This is a genomic window from Elusimicrobiota bacterium (assembly GCA_041658405.1).
Lineage (GTDB): Bacteria > Elusimicrobiota > UBA5214 > JBBAAG01 > JBBAAG01 > JBBAAG01.
The window spans coordinates 25,861-44,057 of the sequence record JBBAAG010000016.1 but is presented as its reverse complement, the minus strand read 5'-3'; the positions used below and the strand labels follow the sequence as shown (position 1 = coordinate 44,057).

The 18,197-nt window shown below is 40.1% G+C and carries 10 protein-coding genes; all 10 read left to right on the top strand.

The window, feature by feature from the left end:
- The first annotated feature begins 23 nt into the window (after window positions 1–23).
- Genes WC955_04740 through WC955_04695 form a run of 10 tightly spaced genes read left to right on the top strand, consistent with a single transcriptional unit; the run spans window position 24 to window position 18,193 of the window.
- A complete protein-coding gene (locus WC955_04740) occupies window positions 24–7,325 on the top strand; it encodes an Ig-like domain-containing protein (protein MFA5858353.1) in 7,302 nt (2,433 codons plus the stop codon).
- A 28-nt stretch (window positions 7,326–7,353) separates the two neighbouring features.
- Window positions 7,354–8,334 carry a PorV/PorQ family protein gene (locus WC955_04735; protein ID MFA5858352.1) on the top strand — a complete coding sequence of 327 codons (981 nt, stop codon included), beginning with the start codon at window positions 7,354–7,356 and terminating at the stop codon, window positions 8,332–8,334.
- Window positions 8,335–8,347: 13 nt separating this feature from the next.
- Window positions 8,348–9,463, top strand: coding sequence for a type IV pilus assembly protein PilM (gene pilM / locus WC955_04730; protein MFA5858351.1), 1,116 nt, complete (start codon window positions 8,348–8,350; stop codon window positions 9,461–9,463).
- Window positions 9,460–10,104: a hypothetical protein gene (locus WC955_04725; protein MFA5858350.1), complete on the top strand. Its 645-nt coding sequence runs from the start codon at window positions 9,460–9,462 to the stop codon at window positions 10,102–10,104. Before pilM ends, WC955_04725 begins: the two co-directional genes overlap by 4 nt.
- Window positions 10,105–10,117: 13 nt before the next feature.
- Window positions 10,118–10,696 (top strand): type 4a pilus biogenesis protein PilO, encoded by a 579-nt coding sequence (gene pilO, locus WC955_04720; GenBank protein ID MFA5858349.1) that lies wholly within the window; start codon window positions 10,118–10,120, stop codon window positions 10,694–10,696.
- The gene (locus tag WC955_04715) at window positions 10,693–11,193 is read left to right on the top strand and encodes a hypothetical protein (protein ID MFA5858348.1); all 501 of its coding nucleotides are present in this window, start codon (window positions 10,693–10,695) and stop codon (window positions 11,191–11,193) included. Before pilO ends, WC955_04715 begins: the two co-directional genes overlap by 4 nt.
- Window positions 11,190–12,872, top strand: a complete 1,683-nt coding sequence (locus tag WC955_04710; GenBank protein ID MFA5858347.1) for an AMIN domain-containing protein — start codon at window positions 11,190–11,192, stop codon at window positions 12,870–12,872. Before WC955_04715 ends, WC955_04710 begins: the two co-directional genes overlap by 4 nt.
- 12 nt (window positions 12,873–12,884) lie before the next feature.
- Window positions 12,885–14,408: an O-antigen ligase family protein gene (locus WC955_04705; protein ID MFA5858346.1), complete on the top strand. Its 1,524-nt coding sequence runs from the start codon at window positions 12,885–12,887 to the stop codon at window positions 14,406–14,408.
- Window positions 14,389–16,092 carry an O-antigen ligase family protein gene (locus WC955_04700; GenBank protein MFA5858345.1) on the top strand — a complete coding sequence of 568 codons (1,704 nt, stop codon included), beginning with the start codon at window positions 14,389–14,391 and terminating at the stop codon, window positions 16,090–16,092. Before WC955_04705 ends, WC955_04700 begins: the two co-directional genes overlap by 20 nt.
- 25 nt (window positions 16,093–16,117) lie before the next feature.
- The gene (locus WC955_04695) at window positions 16,118–18,193 is read left to right on the top strand and encodes a YfhO family protein (protein MFA5858344.1); all 2,076 of its coding nucleotides are present in this window, start codon (window positions 16,118–16,120) and stop codon (window positions 18,191–18,193) included.
- Window positions 18,194–18,197: the final 4 nt, after the last annotated feature.

Here is an 18,197-nt window from a genome sequence, read left to right as displayed (position 1 = left end):
TAGCTCATACATTTGACAGGTTGTTGATAGATACAAATACAGTCACTGCAAAGTATGGTGTCACTGCTGCTAATTCTACGGTTTACTTCCGGGATTATGTCAGGCCGTTCTTGCCGGATAGCGTATCAGGTTCAAGTTTGTACTGGGATCCAACACTTGAGTGGACCGGGTTGACAGGGTTCGTATCAGATGGGGTGGAACCTAACTTTGCAGAACGGTTGACTGACCGTGAATTCCAGGTTAAATATTTTGACCGCGGCCTGGCATCACAAGGTGTTGCGCCGACAACAATACAGGTTTGGATTGATATTAACGATAATATGGTATATGAAACTACTGAACAGTTTATGATGCAACTGAAACCTAGTGTGGATAACGACGGAGATTATTCCAACGGTGAAGTTTATTACTATATATATCCTCGTATGAACTACGCAGGGGATGGGTTTATCAGGTATAGATTTTATGCTAATAATCCCAATAGTTTAAGTGTTTCTACTTATACTTATTCTATCAATAGTACTACTAATACAGTGTTAGGTTTTTATGAAGCCAGCGGGACTGCAGTGTTCGGCAGTACAGTATCTGTCAAAGGTACACCGCCAAGAGTTACTATCGACGCTCCTTCGGGTGAACAAACCGGGCAGGTAACAATTACTTATCATCTAATAGATGATGATAACAAAACTGTGCCATATAATTATTGTTCTGTTAATCTAGAGTATTCGCTCGATGGTAATAGTTGGAATACAGCAACGAAGTGGGGTGGATCAGAGAAGATTGAAAATCTGGAAGCAAGTTTATCGCCAGGCACAACGCATACGTTTACATGGGATACCTCCGTTGATTTGAGTAATACCGATAATTCTGTACTCGTGAGAATAACTCCCGCAGATAGTGATGGTACAGGAACTGCGGTGGTAAGCCAGGCGTTTAATATTGATAATATTATTGTATCAAAACTTGTGATTACGTCTTCTATACAGGACTTGGCGTTCGGTACGACTTCACAGGTTGCTACAGTTGAAGCACAAAATAGTGCGGGAATTAAGGATATTGATGCAGCGCTAGTGCTGAACCTGCTGAGTAATTCTACAAATTATAACTTTGTTGATTATCAGGCAAATGTGGTTATAACAACAGTGACAATGTCATTAGGTGAAGCTAGGTTCAGGTATAATGATAGAAATATAGGGAGTCCGTTGCTTACAATCTCAGAAAATCCTAGTATAGGCATTTCTGATGCAACACAAAATTGGACTATCAATACAGGCGGGGTTAATGCCACAACATCTACTGTTATTGCAGACCAAACTTCCGCGATTGTCGGTACAACTGTTACTGTAACTGTGACACTAAAGGATATATTCGGGAATCCTATATCAGGTAAAGCGGTTGAGGTAGCGGTCAGTGGTTCAAGTAACTATATCACTCAACCTACTTTCACGACTAATAATAACGGATTGGCAATCGCAAGGTTCTGGTCGGTTGTTGCTGAAACAAAAACTGTTACTATAACTGATGTTACGGATAGTATTGCGCTTGTTTCCAGTGCAACAGTTGTTTTGACTGCAGATGTTGCAGATGCCGCAAAATCTACGTTCGTACTAACTCCAGGCAACGTGGTTGCAGGTTCTACAATTTCTGTTGTTACAACATTGAAAGACAGGTATAATAATTTGGTTTCCGGTAAGAGTATTGCGATCAGTGTTAACCCTGTATATGCAGGGGATGTTGTTACACAACCGCCGATGCTCACTAATACCGCGGGGCAGTCAACAGGAACTGTTACCAGTGCTGTTATACATAACAAAACTGTTACAGTAACTGATACAACGGACGGGATAACGCTGAATACTTCATTAACTGCAGCGTTTACAAGTATTGATCCAACCCCGCCGGTTGTTCTGCGGACATCCCCGGAAGCTAATAAAACGTTGAATACTATTTTTCGCAGCGTATCCGCTACATTATGGGATAACTACAGTCTGAACATCGCATCATCAACAATAAGGTTGTTGAGGCCGAATGATACTGAAGTCTCTGGTGTTAAGACTATTGTCAGTACGGATACTATAGAGTTATCTTTCGTAGATGAGGGGTCTGATGGGAAGTATACCATTGTCGTTAATGCTTATGATAGTTTTAATAACCTGTCAATATCATCAGTAACGTTTACTGTTAGTTTTACATATGGTTCAATTTATACAACAAACAAAAAGATGATTGGTAAATGGAATTCTACAGATACTTGGTATGGCGGAGTGGTTCCGACTGACCGTAACAGAGTGAATGTTGAGCAAGGATTCACGTTATTAATTGATTCTGAGGCGGTATGTAATGCGTTATCATTGTATATGTATGACAATGCAAAGGTGCAGTTTGTTGGTGGTAATTGCACTTTGAACGTTATTAATTCATTAGTGCTTCCCGAGGCAGGTCAGCTTGAGATAAAAACTACTCAGCCTGGGGATAATTTTAAACTTTCTTGCGCTGATATTTGGGCATGGAGTTGGTGGGATGGGTGGTATCACACAAATAATCGTGCGGAGATACGGTTTGAAACTATGGCACAGCAATCTACGATCACAGTTATTGCGGAAGATCTTAATCTTGGGTATTATTGGGATAACAATGCGAATATGAACGTTATTACTTCAAGCGCGAATTCGGTGATAAACATCTCATGCCGGGATTTTACGCTTGACCGTTATGACGAAGCAAGTTTGATTACCAATGCGCCAAATTCGTATATTACGTTTACGGCAACCGGTACCGGTGATCACGGATACATTGCTCTCGGGTATTATTCAAACTTCAATGTTCGTATTGCGTCAAGTAACAGCAAGATTGACCTGAATGTAGATGATATTAAGATACATTTGGATTATAGTACGGCAATTAAGGAAACTGCGGCAAAGTTTGAATTAATTAATGAAGTGAATACAAGTACGTTGACGTTGCACGTAAACAATTCAGTAACGAACGCAGGGTTGTTCACTATGCGCGGGGTAAATCCAGGCGGTGCTGTGAAACCTGACCCGGAGAATGCTTTCCGCAGTACGAAACTTACGGGTAATTATAATGTTGCGTATGTAAACAGTGTTGGTTGGGTGGACATGCAGAATGTTCAGATTACCGGTTTTGGGCAATCACGTACGCCTAAAAAATATGGGTTTATGTGTTATCAGAATAAAGGATCTGTTAATGTACCCCCAAAAGCTGTGTACTTTTATAACTGCGAAGTGTCGTCCAGTGCGGATACCGGGATATATCTTTTGGAATGTGAACGCTTGAATAATACCTGGTATGACCAGGGTATTACGTCGTGTGTGATTCATAGTAATAAATTCGCAGGGGTATGGCTGGATAATACAACCAAGAGCGAGGTTAAGGGATGTGATATATACAATAACACAGGGATTCCTGATGGGTATGGTATATACCTAACCCAGTCAAGTGAAAATATGATACTGTCAAATAATGTACATCATAATAACGTAAGAGGTATTCATCTTGAGTCATCTGCTAAGAATATGATTGAAAAGAATTATGTGCATCACCAGTTTGCTGAAGAAGGGATTTCAATTAAGAATTCTAATAAAAACATTTTGATGTCCAACGAATGCGCATATAATCCGGTCTGCGGGTTGTCACTCGAAACTTCAATCAATAATTATGTGAGTAATAATAGTTGCCATGATAACGCGAATTCGGGTATACGTGTGAGGTACGGCGCGGATAAAAATATTTTCTTGATTAATACCAGCAGTAATAATGCGAGAACTGGGTTAACATCGCATTCTTCGGTAGATAACCTTTGCGTAGGAGAAGTGTATCGCAACAATAATTTCGGTGATGTTTATATGGAAGGCGAAGCTAACCAGGGATATGTTTCGCAGTTATGGTTAAAAGGGTGTTTGCTCAACAGTGTAACCGAGTTCGCAAATACTATTGAAAAACAGGAGTTTACAAAAGAAAATTCGTGGGTGATAAGCCAGAAACATGATAATATTCCGGGCCTCACACGTATATGGGGTCAATTCTCTATGCCTCAGGCTAATCATTTATGGCATACGCCTGTGCTAAGATGGAATTACGCGACTGATACTTACTCTACTAACCGTGCGCATGGTTGGAATACTGCTATCCTTAACTACGATACGCCAATGTTAAGATACGACGATGGAGGTATTGACGGAGGGACAACATCAGGGACTAACGATATTACTTCAATATCTGTCAGTTCTACAACAAAAAGTGAGTTATGGATTTTGAGTTATGGTTACGGCCCAACTTCAAATCAGTGGTTGGTAAAAGGTACGGCGTCAGGAGTGCAGTTAGGATATCTTACGCATGATACAGATTATAAGAGTGATAACGGCGAGGTTGGAATACGATTAACGCATAGGCCGCCTGTACAGCGCGGGGAACAGTATGTATTCGCAACAATTGCACCGTCAGGTGATGCGTTTATACAAAAAGAAATTGATTTCTGTGATTTCTCTGATCCAAGTTATGTTGGTGCAAGTTTTGAGAATAAAGCAGGTGCAATAGTTGAAATGATAGGCGTTTCTACAGCTCCTACCAGGATTACACGGAAACTGGCAGAAGATCTTGCGGATACTAATTTTTATTATGGAATGAAATTGGGTGGTGGGATTAATCAGTTGGCTTATATAGATTACCAATATCTGGATTTTAATGGGTTGGTGATAAGTTCAGCGCCAAGTGTTAACAGTACTGGGTTGAGAATTACAAATATTCAGCCAAGTACGTTTACGGCGTATGTTACGGCACAGGCAGTGAAACATACTTTTGATAGTATTGTTATTGATACTACAAATATTGCAGGCGCATGGAACCTTGTGGCTACCGGCGGATCTGATATAACTTTCCGGGATTATACACGCCCAATGTTGCCTGATAATATAGATTTAACAAGTAAAGTTTCTTGGGATCCAACACTTCTGTGGACAACCCAGCCGGGATTCATAGAAGACGGGGTGGAACCTAATCTCGCAGAACGGCTCACCAACCGTGAGTTCCAGATTAGGTATTTTGATAAAGGTTTAGCGGCTAAGGGTAATCCTCCTACAACTATTCAAGTATGGATTGATTTGAATGATAATATGGTATACGAAACAACTGAACAGTATTCAATGATACCTAAACCTGGGATGGGGAATGATCTGGATTATACCAACGGTGAAATCTACTACTATATCCGCCCGAATGTTGACTACGCGGGGGATGGGTTTATTCGTTACAGATATTTCGCAAATAATGCGTTCAGTGTTACCGTCAGTACCAGCGGTGAGTATAATTATGAAGCTACCGGAGTTGGGGTTTATGAAAGTACGTTCGCTGTAAAAGGTACCCCTCCAAGAGTTACTGTTGATACGCCAGTGGGTGAGCAATGGGGACAGGTGCTTATTACATATCATCTTATTGATGATGACCTAAAACCGTATCCTCATAATCTTGCAAGTGTGACTGTAGAATATTCAAAAAACGGGACTTCATGGCAACCCTGTACTAAATGGCTGGGTTCTGAAGATGTGAAGGATCTTGAGTGTTTGTTGTCACCGGGGACAACACATACATTTACGTGGGATTCAAATACTGATCTTCCTGAATCAGAAACTTCGGTAGTAGTAAGAATAACTGCTACTGATGAAGATGGGACAGGTATACCTCTGATAAGCCAGTCGTTTAGCATCGATAATATACGTGCAATGAGGTTGGTGATTACCTCTCCAGCGCAGACTGTATCTTCAGGGACTGTGTCAAAAGAAGTTGTAGTCGAAGGACAGAGTCTTGGTGGAATAAAGGATGTTGATGCTAATTTTGTTATTGGGTTATTATCAAATTCTACGGATTACGCGTTTTATGTAGTTGATTCGTCTGATACTAAAATATCTACTATAACCATGATAATGGGTGAAGTTAGATTCAGGTATCTTGATAGAGTTCCCGCGAATCCTGTTATTTCAGTATTTGAATCACCAACTACCGGGGTGCAGGGTGCTACACAGATGTGGTCAGTGAATAAAGGAGGAGTTAGTACAATAACTTCGTCGGTGACGGTTATGGGTAGCGGAACCTATGCAGCAGGTTCTACTGTTACTGTTCGTGTAACTCTGCGTGATGTTGACCTGCGGGCGGTTAGCGGAAAAACTGTTAGTATTTCTGTAACCGGTATTAATAATATAATAAGTCAACCGGCATTCCCGACTAATAATGATGGACAGGTGTCTGCGTCGTTCTGGTCGTCAAGTGCGCAAATGAAGTATGTCACCGCAACTGATGTTTCAGACGGGTTGGCTATTATTTCAAGCGCAGCTGTTAATATTACACCTGCGGTTGTTAGCGGTGAAGTGTCAACATTTACTATTTATCCTTCAACAACCAATCTGCTGGTCGGTACAACTGTTACTGTTAATGTTATACTGCGGGATGCATATAGCAATCCTGCTTCCAGCAAGACTGTTGTTATAGGTGTTGCTGGTTTGCAGACAAGTGATAGTTATGTGCAGCCTGGATTAACGGATAATTCTGGGCTGGCAACAGGGTTTGTGTATATCAACAGCCTTGGATCAAAAGTGTTCACTGTAACTGATACAAGTGACGATATTATTCTTCGGTCGTCTTACACTATAGTTTTCCGGTCATTAACTGATCAAACAGGTGATATTGTTCCGCCTGTGGTATATAATACAACTCCGCAAAACGGCGGGACATTATCTGCAGCATTATCTGAAGTTTATGTTAACTTCACGGATACCGGCGGGTCTGGGGTTAACTTCGCATCGTCTACCATACGGATATTCAGGCCGGATGGTGCGGAAATTATCGGTGGGACTAAGACGGTTACCGGTTCGAATACTTTGAAGTTGAATTTTAACCGCCAGGTGATTAATGGTACTTATACAATGGTGATTACTCCTTATGATAATGCGAACAATATTGGAACTATTTACACGTCTATATTCAATGTAAGCATCTCGTTGAATGAAGCGTCTAATATTCTGAAAGAAAACACGTATGCGTACCCTAACCCTGCATCAAACGGGCGTGCATCATTAGGATATATGGTTGTGAATAATGCGCATGTGGTGATCAAGATTTATGATATTATGGGAAAAATTGTTTTTGATGATGAAGCGGATGTAGCTGCGGGGACTAATAACTATCCTTGGTTATTGACTGATGAGCAAGGGAATAAAGTTGCTCCTGGGTTATATATTTATCAGGTGAGAGTGCGTGAAAATACTGGGAATGAGTATTCCAGCGGGTTTAAAAAAGTTATTGTTGTGCAATAAATTATTTGTTGAAAGGTATATAGATATTATGAAAGCTAACTGCACAAAGTTGTTTCTTACGGCAGTGTTGTTACTGTTGTACGTTACCGCACTATCTGCGGGTACTTCCACGACGGCAGCGACTTTCTTGAAGATTGAGCCTTCAGCCAGGGTAGCGGGGATGGGTGGTGCGTTTGCCGGGATTACTGATGATATTAATGCGTTGTATTATAATCCGTCGGGGTTGTGTTCAATTCAGAATACAGAGTTTACGGCAACATATACTCAGTGGATTGTTAATATCATGTCGGGTTATGTCGGAGTAGGGTTCCCGTACCCAAAAATGAATGCTGCAGCGGGTGTGAGTATAACGTATTTAGGGACAGAGGATATTGAAGCTCGTGATGATTCAGGTGTTCTGCAAACAAGTAAAAATCTTGTTAATAACAGCGCTACTGCTGTATGTATCAGCCATAGGTTATTGCCAATACTCTCCTGGGGTACTAATATTAAGTATATAACACAAAAACTGGGGGCGTATTCCGGGGACGGTATTGCAGCGGATTTCGGTGTATTGTTTAATCCTTTTGAAAGTTTGGGAGTGGGATTGTCAATTCTTAATATCGGTACGGGGATAAAAGTTGCCGGGATAACTAATGATCTACCCATGAGTACCCGGATAGGGGTTGGCTATAGGATGCTAAAGAACGCGTTGGTTATGGGATTTGACATTGAACTTCCGGGAAGCGGAGATATGGCGTTTCATCTTGGCGGTGAGTATCTTTTTGCAGAAAAGTTTTATATCAGGGCAGGATACGGCGGGACGGCTAAGGATGCGGGTGAACTTAAAGGGTTAACCGCGGGGTTGGGGTTTAAGACATTAATGAAACTACCGGCTGAGAAACGGCAGCGGTACTCGCAGTCGTCCTTAAAAAATAAGGAAGCGGAAACCAATGTTGATTATGCATTGGTAACTTATGGCAGTGAGTTCGGGCCAATACATAGAGTGAGTGTTACGGTAAAATTTTAAGACGGGATAAATAATGGTTTTAGCAGTACCAATACCTAAATTTTTGGTTAGTAAAGACACCCTTGGGATTGATATCGGGAGTCAATCAATAAAAATTACGCAATTAAAGATAAGCGGTAAAAAATGGGTTGCTGCAACATGGACCGAAGAAGTATTATCACTTGAATCTATCAGCGAATTATCACCGCCTGAACGTAAAAGTTTGATCATAGATAAACTCAAAGAAATAATTTTGAGGGAACGTATTACGACAAAAAAAGTCTGTGCGTCAATTTCGGGTAGTTCTGTTATTGTACGTTATGTAAAGTTTCCAAAACTAGCACCGGAACAGTTGGCAAAAACAATAGAGTATGAAGCTGAACCGTATATACCGTTTGCGATAGCGGATGTGCATCTGGGATTCCATATAGTTAAGGATATTGAAGAAGACGGGCAGAAGAAAATGGAAACCATCCTGGTTGCAGTAAAGAAAGATCTTATCCAGGAACGGATTGAAATACTACAGCAAGCAAACTTGAATCCGACAATAATTGATATTGACGCGTTTGCGTTGGGTAATGCGCTGGAAGCTGCGGAAGTGTTGCCAATGACCGAAACCGTAGTAGCCGTAAATGTAGGTGCGACGGTAACAAATTTGGTTGTCATAGAAAATGGCGTGTCAAAAGTTGTGCGTGATATTTTTGTTGCGGGTAATAATTTTACTAAAGCAGTCCAACGCAACCTAGGTGTGGATTTTGCTACTGCAGAACAAATGAAACGGCAGTATGGTATACAGGTTACGCCTGAAGAAAAGGAAGAGGCAAAAGCGGATAAGGATAAAACACAGGTTTCTGCAATACTGTCTACAGTAGCGAAGGAGTTGACATCTGAAATTCAAAGGTCAATCGACTATTTTCTTGCTCAATCACCGGAGACTGCTATTACCAAAGTGATACTAACCGGCGGGAGTGTTGCGTTACCCAATTTAACGCAGTACGTTGGGCAGGAGTTGAATTTAAACGCAGAAGCGTTTAAGCCGTCAATCGCGATAGAGAATGCGCAGAGTATGGTCGCATTACAGAATGATGTGGATTATAAGTACGCCGTTGCATTTGGGCTTGGGGTTAGAAAAGAAGGGGATAGTAGATGATAAGAATCAACCTTGTCCCCGTAGCCCAGCGGCCAAAAGAAACTCTTGAGCTTTTGTCGTTAGTACCATATCTAGGTATTTTAGTTGCGTTAATCGGGTTGTTTATGTATCTCAATAAAGTTATTTATTTAACCCGGAAGAATGCTGAACTCGTCAGTATCACGAGGCAGATAAAGGATTTGCAAAGCGTTGTGAATGAAGTTGAAGGGTTGAAAGAAAAAAAAGCGTCATTACAAAAAAAATTTGATGTTATTAATAGTTTGATGGAGAACAGGTTGTTATACCCAAAATTTATGCAGTCTTTGGTGGAGTTAACTCCCGGGAATATGTGGATCTCTGATATTACCACAAAAACTGTGGGGGATAAGCTCGAGGTTAAGATGTCAGCATCAGCATTCGACACTTATACAATTGCTAATTTTGTTTCTGCGTTAGAGGGTTCACAAAAAAGGGAGAAAATTAAAAATGCGGATGTTGACTTGGGATTTATGGATATTAATCTTGGCAATATAAATCAGTCAGGGACAGCGGCCGGAGGCAAACTGAAAATATTGACTTTTGCTATAAGTTATAATTTTAGGACAAAAAAAGATACGTTGGATATCGAAGAGTCAACAGGGACTATTAAGGTGGTTAAATAAATAGGTATGGTATATGGCGTTTGAATTGAAATTATCACCGCAAAATCAGCAGATTGTTGTGCCGATAGTCATAATTGCGGGTTTATACCTGGGTTTTTCGTATTTATACTCGCCAACAGTTAATAAAATTAAGGAAGTTGAGAACACGCTTCAGACGGAGAAAGCAAAGCTTACATCTTATAAGGATGCTTCCCGGGATTTGCATAGGTTGAGGCTCGAAGTTGAGAAACTTGATTTTTTTATTGGGGAATCAATGAAAAAAATGCCGTTATCTTCTGAGATGCCGAAATTGTTGAAGAGTTTTACGGATAGTGCGGTACGCTATGGTGTGGATATTAATGTCTGGCAGCCTTTACCGCCGGCAAAAAAAGAGTATGTACAGGAAATGACGTTTAAGATAAGCGGGGCAACTAATTTTCATAATCTCGCAAGGTTTCTTTCTGAAATAGGGCAAATGGAACGTATAATGAATACCTCAAACCTTATATTCACAACAACTACCGGGGGTGAAAATAAGAATAATACGTTGGTTATGAATTTTTTGTTAACAACATATGTCTGGTTAGAGAAACCTACTGAGGCTAAGAAATGATGTATAAAAAAATTTGGTTCATTTACGCTATGATAGCTATCCTTGCTATTCTTAACGTTTCTGCTTGTGGGAAGAAAAAGGTTAATAAGAATCTGTCACAGGGTCAGACTGATAATGCTCAAGCTGAGGTTAAATTCGATACCAGTACTGTTCGTCCAATAGTGGTATGGTCTTATGACGGTGACCGTTATAGGGATCCGTTTATTCAGTTAACCGGGGATAGTTATGTTTATATGATGAGAGCGTCAACTATGGCGGTACAACCAGATGTTGCTTCTCTGCAGATAAGAGGTATATTATCCGATAAATCAGGGCAGTACGCAATTCTAACTGATCGTATGGGGTTGAGTTTTATTCTGAAAAACGGTAAATTAATCGATCCTAAAGGTAATATTGTAGAAAAAATTGCGGGGAATATAACGAAAGACGGTGTGAGGTTAATACCGGAACCGTCTTTAAAACCTATATTTATTGGTATTAAAAAGGAGAGAAGATGATAAAAGTTCAACGGCCGGTCTATTTTATTTTATTAATTGCAACAATTTTGGGGTTAGGTTTTTCGGGAATAGTACTGTCAGAAAATACGGATACGGCAGCCGTTAGTGAACCTGTGGTTGATTTGATTTCTGCTTCTGTTGATAATACCGATGCTGCAAAACCGCAGTTGATATTGAATCTTTCAAAAACAACTAAATGTTCAATTTTTCATATTTACAACCCGCCGCAATTGGTGATTGATCTTAGTAATACCGTTAATAAATGGGAACAAAAAGAGCTTACCGTTAATTCAGGGTTTATCAAAGGAGTAAGGTCGTCACAGTACCGCACGGATCCGCCAGCGGTAACTCGCGTAGTTATTGATTTGAAACAGGCTGTTAAGTATGAAGCGTTCAGGCAGGATAAGAATAACCGTATTGTAGTAAACCTCACTGCAGTTGACGTTAAAACCAAGCCGGTATCTAATAATTCAAATGTTAACACCACAAAAAAGAAGGTTAAAGCAGATATTACGGATGTGTTGTTGTCTAATAAACAGCCGGTAGACTTGAATTTTGTGGATGCTGATATCCGTGATATTCTAAGGTTATTGTCCGAGAAAACTGGTATAAACATTATTTATGGTGATGATGTTAAGGGTAATGTCAGCGTTTCACTTGATAATGTGCCGTTTGAAGAAGCTATGCGTACAATTCTCGATCTAAAAGGTTTAGTGGCGAAGTCAATCGGCGGGAATATTATCAGAGTTATGACGCCGGAAGTGTTATCTCAAGAGCGTTCCCGCGCGGTTACTTATACAAGGATATATTCTATTAACTATGCGAAATCAAGTGATCTTGAGGTACAACTTAACGCTATCCGTAATGCGGAAGGAAGAAAAGGGAGTATCAGTACTGATCTTCGTACAAACTCTTTGATAATTACAGATACAGAAGAAGGGTTGGAGGCTTCAGAAAAAATTATAGTACAGCTTGATATTAAACCTTATCAAGTTCAGATTGAAGCAAAACTAGTGGAGATAGTATTGTCTGAGAACAAAAATCTTGGGATTAACTGGGCAGCAACTCAAACAAATACTTCTGGAAGTGATTCACAAACCGGTGGGATAAACGTATCGCTTCCTGTGCCGGCACTAGGGTCTATTTCGTTCGGGGTTGTGTCAAACACCTTAAATTTGAATGCTCAGTTACAGGTATTAATGGCGGATAGTAAAACCCGTATATTATCAAACCCAAGGATTTCAACTGTTAATAATACTATGGCAAGTATTATTGTCGGGAAGAAGGTTCCATACAGTAGTATTAAAGTTACTGCAAATAATCAGTCAACACAGTCTACAGAATTTCTTGATGTGGGTATAAAACTAGAAGTAACGCCTACGATCAACGTAGATAAACGCATCAGTATGAAAGTACGGCCGGAAGTAAGCCTTGTCTCTGAGTTCAGGCCAGAAGGGCCGGTGGTTGCTACGAGAGAAGCTAATACCACGGTTATCGTAAAAGATGGGGAAACTGTTGTTATCGCAGGGTTAATTGATGATAGCGATATTGAAGCTGCCGCTAAAATCCCTATGCTTGGCGACCTTCCTGTATTAGGAGCGTTTTTTAAACGTAACCAAAATACGAAGGAACGTACTGAATTATTGATAATGCTCACTCCGAGGATTGTAGAATACTAAGTCAGTGTATAGATGTATTATAACAACCGCCACTTATCTCAAGGGCAGTACTCATCGTATCTTTTGGCGTTACTGTTAGGGTTTAATGTCCTTGTCTTCGGTGCAGTTGACCATTTTGCGCAGGTTATATTCCACTTAATTATAATGCTTCTGACAACCGTTTTAGTAGTGGTAAGTATTATTAAAAACGATGAAATTGAGGTTTCAACCTCCACTGTATTTCCTTTAATAATACTCATAACATTATTATTGTCGTATATATGCTCGTATACGCGATGGAACTCATTCCCCGGGTTGGTAAACTGGATCTGCTACCTGCTGTTGTTTCTTTATGGCCACCGCGGAAAACAGTGGAAAGATGTGGTTATCCTCAATCTCGTATTAACGGGTATGGCATTATCTTTTATCGCTGTTTACCAAACAGTATCCTCTGTAATGAGCTACGGGAAGTTTATTCCCGCAACTGCTACTTTGATGAATCCCAATATTCTTGCCGGTTTTTTTGTGATGATGATACCCTTGATCTTTGCATTGCGTGAAAGTAAGACAACTGCCGGGAAAGTTGAGAAGATACTTGCGCTGGCTGTATTATCAACTGGGTTGGTATTGACCGGTTCAATCGGTGCAATGCTGAGTTTAGTATTAGCGGCGGGAGGGTATTATTATTTTAAGTTAAAAAAAGGTACTGCCAAAACACTGTTATTCGCTGTATTAGGAGGGATGGTTATTGCCATACTCCTGGTGAAGGGATTTGATAGCGTAGATATAACTAACCGTATACACTGGTGGGTGGTTGCAGGGAAAATGTGGATCTCACAAATATTTACCGGTATCGGGATTGATAATTTTGACCGTTATTACCAGGTATACAAAATCGCGGGTGCGGAGAATTCGGTATACGCTCATAGTTATTATCTGCAATTCCTCGCGGAATGCGGGATATTAGCTTTTTTTGTGTTAGTGTTAGGGTTAATAATGCATTTAGTACGCGCGGTTAAGAACGTGCCGGTATTTATTGCGTTAACTACTGTGTTGATACACAATACTTTTGAGTATAACCTCCTTATCCCAGGTATAGCGTGTATATTTTGGTATTTACTTGGAGTATCTGATGACAACAAAAGTGTTTTTAAGTTTAATTTATCAGGAATCCCGAAGTTTTGTATTGCCACGCTTGTTATTGGGATTATTTGTATCCCGCTATTCTATGATATCCAAAATTTTGTAATTGATGTTTATAATACCCGCGGGGAGGTGAGGTTGGCTTCCGGTGAAGTATTACCCGCGAAAAATAAGTTTCTCAAGGCGTTGTACATAAACCCAATGCATTCACGGTCATTGTTTAATACCGGAGTAGCGGAATATATTGAGTATAAAAAAATACTGGGTAGCGCGATTGATGATACACCTTTGGTTAAGGCGTATTTGTATGAAGGATATTGGGAACGCGCTAAGTTAATAGAGCCACGGTATCCATTCGAACGTTTGATTAGAAGTATTGTGGTTGGAAGGAAGTATGAAGATAACAAATATTAACCTCCGCAGTTTCATATTGTTTATTCCTTTAATACTAGTAACACTGCTTTCAGGTGGGAGGTATCCGTTACAGTTTACCGTATTTGTTTTGTCAGTATCTGCGTTATGGGGATTAAAAAAGTATTTTTTACCTCATTTCCCGTCAGTAAAAATGGTAGGGAGTCAGGTTTTTGGGATTGCAGGGTGTATGGCGGTATGGTTTGTTATAACAGGGATTTTTAACTGTAAAAACGTTGAAGCCTATATATGGCAGATAGTGATTATGGCAACGGTATTCACGTATTCATACTTCCTATTTCTGTGTTTACCGAGGATACAGGGGGGTAGTGTTGCGTTTGAACTTGTTATTACTGTGATTGTTTTGATAGAAGCCATGTTAGGGTTTTATCAGTATTGGGGATTACATGGTATGCCCGTCGGGACGTTTACTAATACCAATCACTACGCAATCCTGCTGGTTACCGGCATCCTCCTTGCTCTAAACAGTTTAATGTTGAAGTTTAGTTTAACCAATGCTTTGGCCCGTATCCCGCTTGCGGGATTGTTCTTCATGGTATTAATGCTCACACATTCACGCAGTGCGGTATTATGCCTAGTACTAGGTTTAGCAGTTCTGGTATATTATTATTGGAAAAAATATGGGATTGCGGTATTACTCGCGGTTTCATTAGCAGTGATTGGTTTCACGCCTTCGGTTGTGGTTGAGAAGTTTGTAAAAACTTATGATACCGATGTTTACCAAAATACGGCAGTACGTGTTGAGATGATAAAAATTGCGTTCCGTGCAATCGCGGAATCACCTGTTGTAGGTCACGGGGTGGATGGGTACCTAATAAAGTATAGGCAGTTGAGTAATGGTGTGAGTATTACGCCTATTAATCCGGTGTGTTATGCCCGGGAGTCTATGTTTGTGCATAATGAGTTTCTGCAATTGGCGGTAGAGTACGGGTTACCGATGCTGGTGTTATTTCTATACCTGCTCTACACCTTCTTTGTTTCAGGTGGGCTATCCACTGTAAATATCGGGTATAAAACGGTTGCCGGGTGTTTACTAGCTCAAGGGATGATGGAGTTTAATCTTCATCTTCCTGCGTTACTGGTACTTCTTTTAGTAATTATAGTTTTGAGTGTTACTTCGGAGAGTGAAACCAGTGATATGGTTGTTAGTTGGAAAATCAGGACAGGGATTAATACTGGGATAGTTATTATCGCTATTATAGCGGTCATGTCAGTAATACCATCGCTGTCAAAGGTTTTACCGTGGAGTATAGAAAAAACTTTATTACAGCGGTTTTACGATCCCGGGGATGTATATTCACAGATAGACGATAAGTATGCATTAGCGTTTACAAGGTTATTTGAACTCTCACCAAAGAAAGCTTTGTATTATAATGATTATGGTGAGATATGCCCGAAGATGGGGATTCCAAGTGTATTTACGCTGAAATATTATAATAAAGCTTTAGAACTTGAACCCCTGTACCTCACTGCGAGAATGAACCTCGCATTATCCTATGCGTTGATTGGTGAAAAACAATTGGCGTTACGTGAACTCCGGAAAGTTGAGTTCATAAAAAAATATATAGAGAGTACTTATGATATTAAATCCCTGGATGAGTATAGCAAGAGAATAACGTATATTGATACTCAGTTATATGAGCGTGTAAAACAGGGATGCAAATAGAATTAATGAATGGATAGGTAAAGCGATGGTTAAGAATATTAAATATTCGCTGGTACTGCTGATATTCTTTTTCTCCGCAGTTTCATTTCTGCGGGATACGTTATTTACCGGGAAGACGTACTATACTCGTGACCTTACGTATATATTTCACCCGTGGAAACATTTTACCGTTGAGGAACTTCAGCAGGGGCGTGTGCCGTTATGGAACCCATACGCGTATTCCGGGATGCCGTTAATGGCGAATATGCAGTCACAGGTGTTTTATCCGTTGAGTTTAGTTTTTTATTCGTTACCGTTTGTGAAAGCGTTGAAGTTATTTTATCTCCTGCATCTTATACTTGCCGGGCTTGGTTGGTACTTGTTTTCACAAAAAAAAGGCGTTTGTGCGGTTGTGGGTATTACCGCCGGGATAATGTATATGCTCAGCGGGTATTTAGTATCAAAGATTGAGTTTTTAAGCCTATTTGCATCACTTGCGTGGTTACCCTGGATGCTGTTGTTTATCGATAATTGGTTGATGTTAGGGGTTGTTCTGGGGGTAAGTTTTCTTGCGGGGTATCCGCAGATATGGGGTATGCAGGCGGGGATTTTGATATTCTACGACTTTCTGCAGGTTATAGATAACGGTAGAAGTAATTTACGTGCGGGAGTATTGGGAAAAATTAGAAAGTATCTATACGCAGGAATAATCTTCGCAGGATTGGCTGCTGTACAACTTTTCCCGGCTGTTGAGCTTATTGCCAATTCTCAACGCGGGACTATGAAATTGGATTATCAAACTGTTACCGTAAATTCTGCGAAAGGTAATGATATTATTAACTGCTTCGTCCCTATGTTAAACTCCAGCGGGATAAAGGGCCAGCAACAGATTACCGGGGAGAAATATTATTGGGCAACTACAGGATACATAGGTGAAGCCGTAACTTCATTGCTGGTAGTTGGGATAATATTTGCGTTTGTCGTGTTTATTAGGGATAAAAAATATAAGGATATCATCAAACTATTATTTTTGTTGATGCTTGCTGGTATGGGTTTAGTATTGGCGTTAGGTGAAAAGTTTTGGGGTTATAAGTTTATATATGAACACTTGTTATTGTTTAGATATTTCCGTTATCCCGGAGGGTTAATGTACATATTTTCTGCTGCCGCAGTGTTGATATTAATCACAACTCTTCCGGTTATATTTGAAAAACTGGAACGGAAGAGTAATGGTAGTAACAATGGTTACCTATGGCTGATACCTGCTGTTGTATTGATAAACCTTCTTATACTTTCATACAAACACTTACCGGTTACAAGTGATAGATGGTATGGGTATATTAATCATACGGCAGCGAGGTTGCAATATGAGAATATTAAAAATAACAGTCATCCCTGGGAACGGTTTTTTGTATCACCCGCAACAGATCGTAACCGTATGTTTACTACAGGAAATGTTGAGTACGCATGGAAGTTATCTACCGAAAAGTTGTTCAATCTTATAAGTATGAAGTTCCATCTGTTCAACTTTGCGGGGATGGGAGAACCGTTGGAACTTGCTAACTCCTACTCTTACGCGCTGGATATTTACGAGCAAAAAAGGTTTGAGGATGCAAAGTATTTACTGGGTTTCGCAAATGTAAGGTATGTTATAGCGGATACTGATTTAAACGCAGAGTTGCTTTGTACCACGCCGGCAAAGGTGTATCTCAACGATAAAACATTATCCCGTGCGGTGTTTATACCCGAAAAAAATGCGGGGACTGATGGGCAGCTAGTTTCGCAAAGTGAAACTAAGAAAAAGTTGGTATTTGAAAAAGTCGGTATCACAAGATATTCACCGGAACGTGTTAACTTACAGCTTACACAAAAAAGGGCGGGGGTTGTGGTGCTTACCGACAACTGGTATCCAGGATGGGTGGTTAAGGTTGATGGTTTAAATAGTAAACTTGAGAAGTTTATGAAAACTTTCCGTGCTGTGAAAGTAAATACCGGAACCCTGAATATTGAGTTTGTGTATATACCAGGAATGTTTTGTGCAGGGTTATCACTTACATTGCTGACAGTAACAATTTTGTTAATCATTGGATTGAGGTATGCCACACAGAAAGTAGTAGGGTAACAAA

Coding starts and splice junctions, on each gene's coding strand:
- WC955_04735 (MFA5858352.1), top strand. CDS start 7,354: ATGAAAGCTAACTGCACAAAGTTGTTTCTTACGGCAGTGTTGTTACTG.
- pilM (MFA5858351.1), top strand. CDS start 8,348: ATGGTTTTAGCAGTACCAATACCTAAATTTTTGGTTAGTAAAGACACC.
- WC955_04725 (MFA5858350.1), top strand. CDS start 9,460: ATGATAAGAATCAACCTTGTCCCCGTAGCCCAGCGGCCAAAAGAAACT.
- pilO (MFA5858349.1), top strand. CDS start 10,118: ATGGCGTTTGAATTGAAATTATCACCGCAAAATCAGCAGATTGTTGTG.
- WC955_04715 (MFA5858348.1), top strand. CDS start 10,693: ATGATGTATAAAAAAATTTGGTTCATTTACGCTATGATAGCTATCCTT.
- WC955_04710 (MFA5858347.1), top strand. CDS start 11,190: ATGATAAAAGTTCAACGGCCGGTCTATTTTATTTTATTAATTGCAACA.
- WC955_04705 (MFA5858346.1), top strand. CDS start 12,885: ATGTATTATAACAACCGCCACTTATCTCAAGGGCAGTACTCATCGTAT.
- WC955_04700 (MFA5858345.1), top strand. CDS start 14,389: ATGAAGATAACAAATATTAACCTCCGCAGTTTCATATTGTTTATTCCT.
- WC955_04695 (MFA5858344.1), top strand. CDS start 16,118: ATGGTTAAGAATATTAAATATTCGCTGGTACTGCTGATATTCTTTTTC.